A 12,897-nucleotide genomic window follows, 5' to 3' on the forward strand; every position below is an offset into this window, starting at 1 on the left:
GCGGGCAGGTGCATCACAACGGCTGCGCGCCTGCATACAAGCGCGTACTGCGACGCGTTGTCGCAACCACTCAAGCGTGCCAGCTTCGTGCCGCTATCGATGCCTCTGCCCATCGCAAACGCAGCGCGCGTGACGCTGCGCACAGCGCATCTGTGGATTGTTGGTTGCGATTCATTTTCGCGCACGTCCAGCGGCGCCGAGACAAACAGTTACGAATGGAAACATTCTAGAATCGCGCCCCCCCACGTTGGTTTGCAGCACCCCACGCGCCCATAGAACGGGCGCTTGTTTTTACTGAAACACGAGATTTCACGGATGTCCCTGAAAACCAATCCGCTGCGCAACGCGATCGTCATCGCGCTGGCCGCCAGCTGCACCACCCCCGCCTTCGCACAGAGCGCCGGCGATACCCCGACCAACCTCGACCGCATCGAAATCACCGGCTCGCGCATCCGCCAGGCCAGTGTCGAAACCGCACAGCCGGTGGTCGCGCTCAACCGCGCCGAGATCGAGAAGAAGGGCTACGTCAACGTCGCTGACATCCTGCAGGACATTCCTGCCGCCGGTGCGCCGAGCATGAGCCGCGCCTCGTCGCTGACCTCCTCGCGCGACTTCGGCGGCATGTACGTCAGCCTGCGCAACCTGGGCCCGGAACGCAGCCTGGTGCTGATCGACGGCCGCCGCATGGGCGTCAGCGCCGGCGGTTACTCCGACCTGGCCTCGATCCCGTCGTCCATCGTCGAGCGCGTGGAAGTGCTGACCGACGGCGCCTCCGCGCTGTACGGCTCCGATGCCATCGCCGGCGTGGTCAACATCATCACCCGCAAGAATTTCGATGGTGGCGAAGCCAGCGTCTATGTCGGCCAGTACGGCCAGGGTGACGGCCAGAAGCGCGCCTACAGCGCGACCTTCGGCAAGACCTTCGAGCGCGGCTGGTTCAGCGTGGGTGCCGAGCGCACCAAGGAAGATGAGGTGCTGGGCAAGGACCGCGCGTTCAGCCGTTACACCAACGGCCCGCGCCACCCCAACGATGGCCTCAATGGCAACACCCCGTGGGGCTACGTCACCGTCGGTGGCAAGAACCTGACGGTGGGCCCGGGCGGCGACCCGGGCAAGGCCGGCAATTTCCATGCGCCGGACCCGGCTGATGGTGCAAACACCAGGTCGAACATGAGCCTGCTGACAGGCCTGGAACGCACCTCGGTGTTCGCCAACGGTGGCTTCTCGATCACCGACAACCTGCGCATCGTCGCCGACGCGTTGTACAGCAAGCGCGAGTCGACCAAGCACCTGGCCGGTTACCCGTACTCGGTCAGCGCCGCACAGGCCCGCAATGGCAGCCGTGCCGCCCTGTCCAAGGACAGCGCGTTCAACCTGTGGGGCCAGGATGCGCTGTTCGCGCACCGTACCGAGGAACTGCCGCGCGGCACCGAGAACAACCTGGAAACCAAGCGCGCCAGCATTGGTCTGGAAGGCAGCTTCGAAACCGGTTCGCGGTACTGGGACTGGAACGTCAACTACATGTACAACCGCAACGAAGGCGAGCGCATCGGTACCGGCAGCATGTACCAGCCGCACGTCAACCTGGCCGTCGGCCCGTCCTTCATGGACGGCAACGTGGCCCGCTGCGGTGCGCCGGGCGCGGTGATCGCCGGCTGCGTGCCGTGGAACCCGGCCGCCCCGATGGGTTACACCGGCCCCGGCTCGCTGAGCAACCAGGACGTGCAGGACTACCTGTTCACCCGCTTCGTCGACAAGATGCAGAGCACCACCAAGGTCGCCAGCGGCAACATCTCCGGCTCGCTGCTCACCCTGCCGGCCGGCGACATCCTGGCCGCGATGGGCTTCGAGCACCGCAGCGAAGAAGCCAGCTACACTCCGGACACGATGGTGCAGAAGGGCGAGATCGCCGGCACCAGCGGCCAGCCGACCCGCGGCAACTACTCGCTCAACGAGGTCTACCTGGAGCTGCAGGTGCCGCTGCTGGCCGACCTGCCGTTCGCCCGCGAACTGTCGCTGGACATGGCCGGCCGCTACTCGGACTACAACAACTTCGGTTCGACCACCAACAGCAAGTTCGGCCTGAAGTGGAAGCCGATCGACAGCCTGCTGGTGCGCGCCACCTACGGCACCGGCTTCCGTGCGCCGACCGTGGATGACCTGTACGGCGGCACCGTCAGCAGCCGCGACTCGTTCACCGATCCGTGCGATACCTCCTTCGGTACCGCCGCCACCAGCCCGACCGTCGCTGCCCGCTGCCAGGCGCTGAAGGTGCCGGCCAACTTCCGCCAGCTCAACAGCGATGGCAGCGTGGCCACCAAGCCCGGCCAGCAGGCCACCACCGATTTCAGCTCGGGTTCCAACCCGGGCCTGAAGCCGGAAACCGCCAAGACCTGGACCGTCGGCCTGGTCTACAGCCCGGACTTCGTGCAGGGCCTGGACGTCAGCCTGGACTGGTGGAAGATCCGCATCGACAACGCCATCGTCGGTGAGTCGGCCACCAACATCCTGGAACAGTGCTACGTGCAGGGTTCGGATGCCGCCTGCGGCCGCTTCACCCGTGGCAGCAACGGCCAGGTCAACTCGCTGGACCGCTCGCTGGTCAACGCGGGCTACCGCGAAACCGCCGGCTATGACATCAACGTGCGCTACCGCCTGCCGGAAACCGCGTTCGGCAAGTTCGCCGTCAACTGGAACACCACCTACACCGACTACCTGGAGCAGCGCAACGACAGCGCCGCCACCACCCCGGTGGAACAGCGTACCGGTTGGGCCGGCGACTTCCGCGTGCGCTCCACCTTCAACCTGGATTGGCAGTACGGCGACCTCGGCATCGGCTGGACCGCGCGCTACTACTCCAGCATGAAGGAGAAGTGCTCGTACATGGATGAGTGCAACCTGCCGGGCTTCAACTCGTCGTACACCAGCGCGTCGCCGACCAACAAGGTGGGCTCCAACACCTTCCACGACCTGCAGGTGCGTTACAGCCTGCCGTGGGATGGCACCGTGTCGCTGGGCGTGAACAACGTGTTCAACCACCAGGGTCCGATCATGTACAGCCAGCCGAACAGCAGCTTCACCTACTACGGTGGCTTCGACATCGGCCGCTTCATGTACATGAAGTACCAGCAGCGCTTCTAAGCCTGCAACCGCGTTCCCGCCACGGCCATCCCTCTCTCCTGGCCGTGGACGGAAGCAGAACGGCGCCCCTCGGGGCGCCGTTCTTTTTTGGGTGGAAGCGGGTCGGATCCCTTCGCCCTGCGAAGGGCTCTGACCCCAGGCGACGGATAGAACAGGGTCAGAGCCCTCCGCGTTGCGGAGGGATCCGACCCCGCAGCCCCGCCGGCGCTAGCGCTTGGCGCGCATCGTGCGGATGTTGTCGCCGACGAACAGGATCAGGCCGGCCCAGATCGCGGCAAAGCCGATCGCCTTGGCGGTATCGAACGCTTCGTGGAAGAAGAACACGCCCAGCAGCAGCTGCAGGCTCGGTGCGATGTACTGCAGGATGCCGACCAGCGACAGCGGAATGCGCTTCACTCCGTAGGCAAAGCCGATCAGCGGTACGGCGGTGACTGCGCCACCGAAGATCAGCAGCAGGTCGTTGCGCCAGCCCCAGCCATGGAAGAACGCACCGCCATGGCCGTTTTCCGCCCAGATCGCGAAGGCCAGCGCCGGCAGGAACAGGTACATGCTTTCCACGCCCAGGCCGGCCACCGGGTCGACCGAGACCAGCTTGCGCAACAGCCCATACAGGCCGAACGAACAAGCCAGGCCGAGCGCGATCCACGGCGGTGTGCCGGCGTCGATGGTCAGCCAGGCCACGCCCACCGCCGCCATCGCCACCGCCACCCATTGCAGGCGGCGCAGGCGTTCCTTCAGCACCAGCACGCCCAGCAGCACGTTCACCAGCGGGTTGATGAAGTAGCCCAGGCTGGTCTCGATGACATGGCCGGCGTTGACCGCCCAGATGTACAGGCCCCAGTTGAAGGCGATGGTCAGGCTCGACACCAGCAGGATCGGCAGCGCGCGCGGCTGCGCGGCGATCTTCTGCCACCAGCCCAGGCGCGAGCTGATCAGCAGCCAGCCCAGCACCAGCACGGTGCTCCAGATGATGCGGTGGGCGATGATCTGGAACGAAGGCACCTCGTTGAGCAGGTGCCAGTACACCGGCACCAGGCCCCAGATCACGAAGGTGGACGCGGTGACCAGCAGGCCCCGGCGCTGTTCTTTCTCGTCCATGCTCATCTCTTTCGCGTCCTTGCCATCGTCAGTACCACCACACCCAGGAGAATCACCGCCATCGCCAGCAGGTCGCGCCAGCCGAAGCGCTCACCGTTGAGCAGCGCGCCGAGCAGCACCGCGATCACCGGATTGACGTACGCATAGCTGCCGGCCAGCGCCGGGCGCACGTTCTGCAGCAGCCACACGTAGGCAGTGAACGCGACGATGGAGCCGAACACGCACAGGTAGGCCATCGCCAGCAGGCCACCGGTATCGGGCAGCGTGCTCGGGCGCTCGCCGACCGCCAGGCCGATCAGCACCAGCAGCGCGCCACCGCAGATCATCTGCCCGGCCGCGGTCATGAACGGGCCCGGCAGGTCCAGCCCGCGTGCCCACACCGAACCGAACGCCCAGCCGATCGGCGCGATCAGCAGCAGCACCAGCCCGGTCGGCGAGGCGGTCAGGCTGCTGCCGGCATTGAGCCAGACCACACCGAGGAAGCCGATGGCGATGCCCAGCCACTCACCGCGGCTGGCGTGCTGGCCGCGCAGTGCCGAGAACAGTGCCATCCACAGCGGCACCGAGGCCACCGCGGTGGCGGCGAGGCCCGAGGAGACCTCGCGCTCGGCCAGCACCACCATGCCGTTGCCCAGCACCAGCATGGTCACGCCCATGATGACCAGGTTGCGCCATTGCCGCAGGGTCGGGTTCGGCAGTTTCCAGAACAGGCGCAGCGCCAGGAACATCAGGCCGCCGGCAATGATGAAGCGGCTGCCGGAGACCATCGTCAGCGGCAGTGCGCCGCCGTGCAGGGCCTTGGCGATGCCCAGGTAGGTCGAGCCCCAGACCACGTAGACCAGCAGCAGTGCCAGCGCGACAAGGCCACCCCGGGGGGCAGCCGCAGACGAAGAGGGGGGAGCCGACATGACACACCAGGGAGCCGGGGGAAGGCGGATTCTAGGACGTTTTGAGTATGGTCCGGGACCCCATGCGGTGGCACGCTGTCATCCATCCATGAACCCTGCTCTGGTCTGCTACCCCGTGTTGACGGTCGATGCAGTACCAAGAGGGCTGCCCGGCCGCGCCGCCCCAAGGCCGGGCGCCGTTTTCCCTGCGCACGGACGCGCCGCATCGAGGATTCCCACCCAGATGAGCACCACGCCCCAACCTGCTGTCCCCGCGAACGACCGCGCCGCCCTGCGGCGGTCGATCTCCAACACCCTCAAAGGCTCCGCCGGCAACCTGGTGGAGTGGTACGACGTCTACGTGTACTCGGTGTTCGCCGTGTACTTCGAATCGCAGTTCTTCTCGCCCGACGACAAGAACTCCACGATGTACGTGTGGGCGATCTTCGCCGCGACCTTCCTGATGCGCCCGATCGGCGCCTGGTTCTTCGGCCGCTTCGCCGACCGCCATGGCCGCCGCCTGGCGCTGACCGTCTCGGTCACGTTGATGGCGCTGTGCTCGTTCCTGATCGCCATCACCCCCACCGCCGCCAGCATCGGCATCTGGGCCGCGGTCATCCTGCTGTTCGCACGGCTGCTGCAGGGCTTCGCCACCGGTGGCGAGTACGGCGCCAGCGCCACCTACATGTCCGAAGCCGCCATTCCCGGCCGCCGCGGCTTCCTGTCGTCCTTCCACTACGTCACCCTGGTTGGCGGCCACGTGCTGGCCCAGCTGACCCTGCTGCTGATGCTGACCTTCTGGGGCAAGCCGGAAATCTCCGAGTGGGGCTGGCGCATCGCCTTCGGCATCGGCGGCATCGCCGCGGTGGTGGTGTTCTGGCTGCGCCGTGGCATGGACGAGTCGCTGTCGGAGTCGTCCATCGAGGCCGCGCGCGAGGGCAAGGCGCAGAAGTCCGGTTCGATGTACGAGCTGTTCGTGCACCAGTGGCGACCGCTGCTGCTGTGCTTCCTGATCACCGCCGGCGGCACCGTGGCCTTCTACACCTACTCGGTGAACGGCCCGAAGATGATCCAGAGCGCCTTCGCCGGCAACGATCCGATGACCGGCACCCTGATCAACCTGGGCGTGCTGGCCTTCCTGATGGTGCTGCAGCCGGTCGGTGGCTGGCTGTCGGACATCATCGGCCGCAAGACCCTGCTGGTGTTCTTCGGCGTCGGCGGCGTGCTGTACAGCTGGTACCTGATCACCCAGCTGCCGCACCAGCATGACGCCACCCTGGCCTTCCTGACCCTGGCGCTGGCGTTCGTCATCCTCACCGGCTACACCTCCATCAATGCGGTGGTAAAGGCCGAACTGTTCCCCACCCATGTGCGTGCACTGGGCGTGGGCCTGGGCTATGCGCTGGCCAACTCGCTGTTCGGCGGCACCGCCCCGCTGCTGTACCAGGGCGCGCTGAAGACCGGCCACGTCGATTGGTTCGCCCTCTACGTGACTGCCACGATCGCGGTATCGTTGGTGGTCTATGTGTTCTTCCTCACCAACAAGGGCCCGAACTGGCTCGACGGCACCCGCAAGTAAGCGCGTTGCCCTGATCGCGGCCACCGGTGCAATGCCGGTGGCCGCTGCGTCTCCCGCTCCTCCACTGATGTGGATCGCGGTGACGCTGGCCGCAGCCACGGCACTGGCCTGGCTGCTGCGCCGCCCCAGCGCACAGGCCGCATGGCCACGCATCGGCTTCGGGATCGCCCTGCTGCTGTTCTGCGCCGCACTGGCGCTGCAGCTGGCAGTGGACCTGGGCAGCGGCCACAGCTCGCTGCAACTGCGCCTGCATCGCGGCGTCAACGGCGGATCGCTGGTCGGCCTGCGCACGATGGTGGCGTGCTATCTGGCAGCGCTCGCCGCCAGCGGCTGGGGCGCATGGAAGCTGCTGCGCCGGCGCTGACGAACACCCGGTCGTGCCGGCCGCTGGCCGACACCTCCACATTCTTTCGGTCGTGCCGGCCGCTGGCCGGCAACGCCACCTTCTTTCGGTAATGCCGGCCGCTGGCCGGCAACGCCACCTTCTTTCGGTAGTGCCGGCCGCTGGCCGGCAACGCCACCTTCTTTCGGTAGTGCCGGCCGCTGGCCGGCAACCTCATGAACCTCCTGAAAGAGCAGGCAGTTGCCGGCCAGCGGCCGGCACTACCTCAGCGGCGGGCCGCTTCGCTCTTGTCGCGCGCGCCGCGGAACTCCGATTCCTTTTCCCACGTCGGCCAGCGGCGGCTGTTGGCCAGCTCCGCGCCCAGATCGTAGACCAGCAGGGTATCGGCAGCGTGGCCGCTCGGGTCCCAGCGCGGCGTCCAGGCATCGCAGGCCTGGTGGTAGCAATCGGCGAAGTACTTCTCGCGCAGCGCGCGGCCAGCTTCAACCCCACCGTCCAGCTTGTCCAGGCCCGGGCCGATGGTGATTGCCGGCACGCCCAGGCGGGCGAAGGCGAAGTGGTCAGCGCGGTAGAAGAAGCCCGCTTCCAGGTTCGGGTCCGGGCTGTAGCTGCGGCCGCGGGCCTTGGCCACGCGTTCCAGGTCGCCTTCCAGCGAGACCCGGCCCTTGCCCCACGACGCGATGTCGCGGGTCGGGCCATCCGGGCTGAACATTTCGATGTTCAGCACCGCGGCGGTCTTGTCCAGCGGCGCCAGCGGGTGCGCGGCGTAGTAGCTGGCGCCCAGCAGGCCCTTCTCTTCGGCGGTCAGCGCCACGAAGTACAGCGTGCGCTGCGGCTGCGGGCCGGCGGCGAACACCCGGCCCAGTTCCAGCACCGTGGCCACGCCGGTGGCGTTGTCGATCGCACCGCGGCGGATGCGGTCCCCCTTGGCGTCGGGCTGGCCGATGCCGAACGCATCCCAGTGCGCAGAGAAGATCACCGCCTCGTCGCCATGCTCGCCACCGGGCAGCTTGGCCACCACGTTGCGGGTCACCACCTGCTCGCGCTTCAGCGCGAAGTCCACGCTCAGCTTGGCGTTGTCCAGTGCCACAGGACGGAAGTCGGCGCGCATCGCCTTGCGCTTCTCGGCATCGAAGTCGAGGCCGGCGTCGGCGAAAATCGCCTCGGCCAGCTCGCGCTGCATCCAGCCACGCAGCGGCGTGTGCTGCGCCATCGCCTCGTCCTGGCCGCGCTCGATGTCGAACAGCGGCGATGTGCCCGAGCTCTTCACCGTGGCCCAGCCGTAGGCGGCCGGCGCGGTCTCGTGCACGATCAGCACGCCTTCGGCACCACGGCGTGCGGCTTCCTCGAACTTGTAGGTCCAGCGGCCGTAGTAGGTCACCGCCTTGCCGTCAAACGCGCCCGGCGCATCGGCCTCGAAATCGGCATCGTTGATCAGCACCACGGCGATCTTGCCGTGCAGGTCCACGTCCTTGTAGTCGTTCCACTGGCGTTCCGGCGCATCGATGCCATAGCCGACGAACACCAGCGGCGCATTCCTGATCTGCACGCGCTTGCGCGGCTGCAGGCTCTGCAGGGTCACGTCCACGCCATTGGCCAGCGCACGCTTGCCCTGGTTCAGCGACAGGCTGGCCTTGGCCGGGCCGTCCAGCTGCGCGCGCACCAACGGGACCGGCTGCACCCAGCTGCCATCCACGCCGCCGGGCTGCAGGCCGTAGCTGCGGAACTGCTCGATCAGGTACTGCACCGTGCGCTCTTCACCCTCGGTGGCCGGCGCGCGGCCCTCGAATTCATCCGACGCCAGAACGCGCACATGGCGCGACAGCGCCTGCGGATCGATGCCGCCACCCGGCAGGTCGTTGGCCGCATGGGCAAGGCCACCGACGAACAGGCAGGACGACAGCAGCAACACGCGCATCGGATTCACGGCAGTACCACGGCTAGCTTGGAAGTCACCAGAGTGTAACGTGGTCGTGACATCACGGCGCGGCTTGGGCCCGCGTCATCCACGCAGGGCGTGGATCTACCTGCTGATGCGATCCAGCCAGCAGGCCAGGCCCTGTGCATTGAGCTCGATATCCATCGCCAGCACGGTGGTCACTGCCGCATCGTCCAGCGCACAGCCATGCAGCTGTGCACGTTCCAGATACAGCGCCTGCAACGCGGCCAACAGGCAACGATGGCGGTCCGGTCGACCGTCGCACTGGCGGCCAATGGCAGCCATCGCATCGATCTGCTCGAACAGGTCGCCGGCCAGTTTCTCCACCTGTTCCACACGACCGTAGTGGGTCAGGTACATCGCCTGCGGGCCGTAGCCCAGCATGCGCTGGATCGAGGCCTTCATCGCCTCCGGGTCGAACTGCACCGGCGAGGAGGTCGGGAAGATGAAAGCGCCCTGCGCGCTGTCCAGCTCGCGGTAGGAGATACCGAAGGTATCGCCGGTGAACCAGCTGCGGCTGCGCGCATCCCACACGCAATAATGGTGCAGCGCGTGACCCGGCGTGTGCAGCAGCACCAGCTCGCGGCCGGCCAGATGGATGCGGTGGCCGTCTTCGGCCACCACCACGCGCGACTCCGGAATCGCCTCGATGCGGCCATAGCTGCGCGCGATCTCGTCGGCGCCATACACCGCCGTGGCACCGGCGATCAGCCGGGTCGGGTCGATCATGTGCGGCGCACCGCGCGGGTGCAGCACCGCCTTTGCGTTGGGCAGCTGCTGCATCAGCAGGCCGGCGCCGCCGGCGTGGTCCAGGTGCACGTGCGTGAGCAGCAACCAGTCCACCGCTTCCACGCCCAGGCCGGCATCCGCCAGCGCCTGCAGCATCGCCGGCACCGACAGGCCGGTGCCGCAGTCGACAAACGCGGCGCGGCCGTTTTCAACGATCAGGTAAGCCGCGTCGAAGTCCGGGCGCTGGAAGCCGGTATCGATGGTGTGGATGCTGGGGTCGGCGGTCATCGGCACGCACCTGGCAGGATCGGGAACAGACGCCCATGGTAGGCGCGCAGGCGGCCCGGGTTCGATGCGGCTTTGGTCGGGTAGTGCCGGCCGCTGGCCGGCAAACCTCGGCGCAGCCCGTTGAATGCAGTTGCCGGCCAGCGGCCGGCACTACCGGTCCAGCCAGCGCGGTCGCAGCAGCAACGCCAGCACCAGCACCGCCAGGAACGCGCCGTAGGCGTACAGCACCGCCAGCACCTGCGGCCAGATCGGGCCGGCGCCGGGTTGCACCACGCCGATGCGGTAGCCCCACAGCATCGACACGATGCTCAGCGCGAACGCCAGTACCAGGGTGGTGCCATCGAACAGGCGCCGCCGCGCGCTACGCGGCTGGCGCGGGAACAGCCAGTACAGGCTGCCCAGCAGCAGGAACCAGGGCAGGAACAGCAGCAGCGACAACCAGGCCATCGCAGACTCCATGTCATCGCGCCGGCGGCGCGTGGACATCATGCCATGGCTGCTGTGCCACGGTCGTGCCGGCGGGGGGCTTCCCTGTAGAGCCGAGCCCATGCTCGGCTGCTTTGCTACCCAGCCGAGCACGGGCTCGGCTCTACAGGGGCGGAGCAAAGTCGAGCATGGCTCGACTCTACAAAGGGCAGGCAGGCCCGGCGATCAGGCCGCTTCGCGCAGCACGGCCAGCGCGGCCAGCACGGCGTCCACCTCGGCGTCCAGCTTGAACAGCTCGCTCTGCAGCTGGTCGCCCTGCTCGGCCTGCTTGATCACGGCAATCAGCTGGCCGGCATCACGCGGCGAATCGAAGCCTTCGCTCTGGATCAGCAGCGTGCCGTCGCCGGCGGTCAGCTTGAAGTAGAACCGGCCGTCCTTCTCGCGGTACTGCTTGAACTGCGGCGGCGCCACGCGGGCCACGCCGGCATCTTCGCTGGCGATGTCGCCCGCCGTGGACAGGTCGCGCAGGCCCACGGCGTGGCGCAGTTCTTCCAGCAGCGGTGCCGCCAACTGCTCGCGCAGCTGCTGCCCACGGCGCTTGAGCAGCGCTTCGATCTTCTCCGGCTCGGCCATCAGCGCGTTGTAGCGCTCGCGCAGCGGCGACAGTTCACTGTCGATGCGCTCGAACAACTGCTGCTTGGCGTCGCCCCAGCTGATGCCGGCAGCGAACGCCTTGGCGAATTCCGCGGTCTGTTCCGGCGTGGCGAACGCCTGGTACATCTGGAACAGCGCCGAGCCTTCGGTGTCCTTCGGCTCACCCGGTGCGCGCGAGTCGGTCAGGATCGAGAACACCAGCTTCTTCAGCTCCTCGCGCGGCACGAACAGCGGAATGGTGTTGTGGTAGCTCTTGCTCATCTTGCGGCCATCCAGGCCGGCCAGCGTCGCCACCTGCTCATCGATCACCACGTCCGGCAGCGGGAAGTACTCCTTGCCGTACACGTGGTTGAAGCGCTGGGCGAAATCGCGCGCCATCTCGATGTGCTGGATCTGGTCACGGCCCACCGGTACCTGGTTGGCCTTGAAGATCAGGATGTCGGCGGCCATCAGCACCGGGTACATGAACAGGCCGGCGCTGACGCCTGCGTCCTCGTCCACGCCTTCCTCGCGGTTCTTGTCCACTGCCGCCTTGTAGGCGTGCGCCCGGTTGAGGATGCCCTTGCTGGCGATGGCGGTCAGGAACCACATCAGCTCGGTGGTCTCGCGGATGTCGCTCTGGCGGTAGAACCACACATGCTCCGGGTCCAGGCCGCAGGCCAGCCAGCTGGCCGCGATCTCCAGGGTCGCGCGCTGGGTGCGCTGCGGGTCCTGCGACTTGATCAGGCTGTGCAGGTCGGCCAGGAAGAAGAAGCTCTCGATCCCCGGCGCGCGGCTGGCGGCGATGGCCGGACGGATGGCGCCAACGTAGTTGCCCAGGTGGGGCGTGCCGGAGGGGGTGATGCCGGTAAGGACTCGGGTCGTCATGACTGCGTGGGGTAACCTTCGATGAACGGGGCCAGTTTACCTTGCACGCCACCAACCCCGTCAGGGCCTGCGGCGCGTTCATTCACCCAACCCCGCTGGAGACGCCCGATGAAACGCCTGCTGCCCCTGCTGCTGATCCTGCCCCTGGCCGGCTTCCGCCCGGCGCCACCTCCGCCACCGGCCTACGAAGGCGGCCCGGTGCGCATGACCCTGGTCGACCGCGACCGTGGCACCGAACTGCGCAGCTACCCCGCCGAGGGCCAGCGCTGGGTGGCCGGCGAGCGCGGCCACCGCTACGCCGTGCGCCTGTACAACGACAGCCCGCGCCGGGTGCTGGTGGTGCTGTCGGTGGACGGCGTCAACGCCATCTCCGGCGAGGATGCCGATCCCTCGCAGACCGGCTACGTGCTCAACCCCGGCCAGCGCGCCGACATCACCGGCTGGCGCAAGAGCCAGGACGAAGTGGCGCAGTTCGTGTTCAGCAGCCCCAGCGGCAGCTATGCCAGCCGCACCGGCCGCCCGGACAACATCGGCGTTGTGGGCGTGGCGGTGTTCGAAGAGGCACGTCGCTGGCGCCCTGAGCCGATCCTGCGCCGTGGCCTGCCGCTGCCGGCCCCGGCGGCCGAAGCGGCGGCCGATGCCAGTGCCAGTGCCAAAGCCAGCCGCATCGAAGGCTACGCCAGCAAGTCGCAGGCCCCAGCGCTGGGTACCGGCCACGGTGCGCGCGAGCAGTCCTCGGTGCGCGATACCGACTTCGAGCGCGCCAGCCGCAGCCCCGCACAGGTATTGCAGCTGCGCTACGACAGCGCCCGCAACCTGCGTGCGCGCGGCATCCTGGTGGATTCGCCCTCGCGCCTGCCGCGCGAACCGCAGGCGTTCCCCAACCGCTACGTGCCGGACCCGCCGGCGCGCTGATCGTCCCGCGCAGACAACACGACGCCCGCAA

Annotated in this window: 10 protein-coding genes; 4 read left to right on the plus strand and 6 right to left on the minus strand. The window is 67.6% G+C overall.

What is annotated here, in order from left to right; all coding sequences use genetic code 11:
• Positions 1–315: 315 nt before the first annotated feature.
• Positions 316–3,141 carry a TonB-dependent receptor gene (locus tag VG566_RS13000; protein WP_241884787.1) on the plus strand — a complete coding sequence of 942 codons (2,826 nt, stop codon included), beginning with the start codon at positions 316–318 and terminating at the stop codon, positions 3,139–3,141.
• A 207-nt stretch (positions 3,142–3,348) separates the two neighbouring features.
• On the opposite strand, the gene rarD is transcribed toward VG566_RS13000, so the two are convergent.
• Entirely contained in the window at positions 3,349–4,245 is an 897-nt protein-coding gene (rarD, locus tag VG566_RS13005; protein WP_014645638.1) for an EamA family transporter RarD, read from the minus strand.
• Complete coding sequence (yedA, locus tag VG566_RS13010; RefSeq protein WP_032956239.1) at positions 4,242–5,147, minus strand: drug/metabolite exporter YedA; 906 nt, start codon at positions 5,145–5,147, stop codon at positions 4,242–4,244. The genes rarD and yedA overlap by 4 nt, the downstream gene beginning before the upstream one ends.
• Before the next feature lie 223 nt (positions 5,148–5,370).
• Here yedA and VG566_RS13015 point away from each other — a divergent pair, with 223 nt between their 5' ends.
• Both VG566_RS13015 and VG566_RS13020 read left to right on the plus strand, forming a co-directional pair.
• Positions 5,371–6,705, plus strand: a complete 1,335-nt coding sequence (locus VG566_RS13015; protein WP_014645636.1) for an MFS transporter — start codon at positions 5,371–5,373, stop codon at positions 6,703–6,705.
• A 67-nt stretch (positions 6,706–6,772) separates the two neighbouring features.
• Positions 6,773–7,069 (plus strand): hypothetical protein, encoded by a 297-nt coding sequence (locus VG566_RS13020; protein ID WP_014645635.1) that lies wholly within the window; start codon positions 6,773–6,775, stop codon positions 7,067–7,069.
• 244 nt (positions 7,070–7,313) lie between these two features.
• Here the strand turns inward: VG566_RS13020 and VG566_RS13025 are convergent, their stop codons facing one another.
• The 4 genes from VG566_RS13025 to VG566_RS13040 all read right to left on the minus strand — a co-directional run bounded on the left by VG566_RS13025 (position 7,314) and on the right by VG566_RS13040 (position 11,951).
• Positions 7,314–8,966 (minus strand): M28 family metallopeptidase, encoded by a 1,653-nt coding sequence (locus VG566_RS13025; RefSeq protein WP_241884788.1) that lies wholly within the window; start codon positions 8,964–8,966, stop codon positions 7,314–7,316.
• A 105-nt stretch (positions 8,967–9,071) separates the two neighbouring features.
• Entirely contained in the window at positions 9,072–10,004 is a 933-nt protein-coding gene (locus VG566_RS13030) for an MBL fold metallo-hydrolase (protein WP_197562204.1), read from the minus strand.
• 150 nt (positions 10,005–10,154) lie between these two features.
• Positions 10,155–10,451 carry a hypothetical protein gene (locus VG566_RS13035; RefSeq protein WP_014645632.1) on the minus strand — a complete coding sequence of 99 codons (297 nt, stop codon included), beginning with the start codon at positions 10,449–10,451 and terminating at the stop codon, positions 10,155–10,157.
• A gap of 204 nt (positions 10,452–10,655) precedes the next feature.
• The gene (locus tag VG566_RS13040; RefSeq protein WP_032956245.1) at positions 10,656–11,951 is read right to left on the minus strand and encodes a tryptophan--tRNA ligase; all 1,296 of its coding nucleotides are present in this window, start codon (positions 11,949–11,951) and stop codon (positions 10,656–10,658) included.
• A gap of 108 nt (positions 11,952–12,059) precedes the next feature.
• Here VG566_RS13040 and VG566_RS13045 point away from each other — a divergent pair, with 108 nt between their 5' ends.
• The gene (locus tag VG566_RS13045) at positions 12,060–12,866 is read left to right on the plus strand and encodes a hypothetical protein (RefSeq protein ID WP_241884571.1); all 807 of its coding nucleotides are present in this window, start codon (positions 12,060–12,062) and stop codon (positions 12,864–12,866) included.
• Positions 12,867–12,897 lie beyond the last annotated feature (31 nt).

This window comes from Stenotrophomonas sp. CASM114, from assembly GCF_049384325.1.
Classification (GTDB): domain Bacteria; phylum Pseudomonadota; class Gammaproteobacteria; order Xanthomonadales; family Xanthomonadaceae; genus Stenotrophomonas; species Stenotrophomonas muris.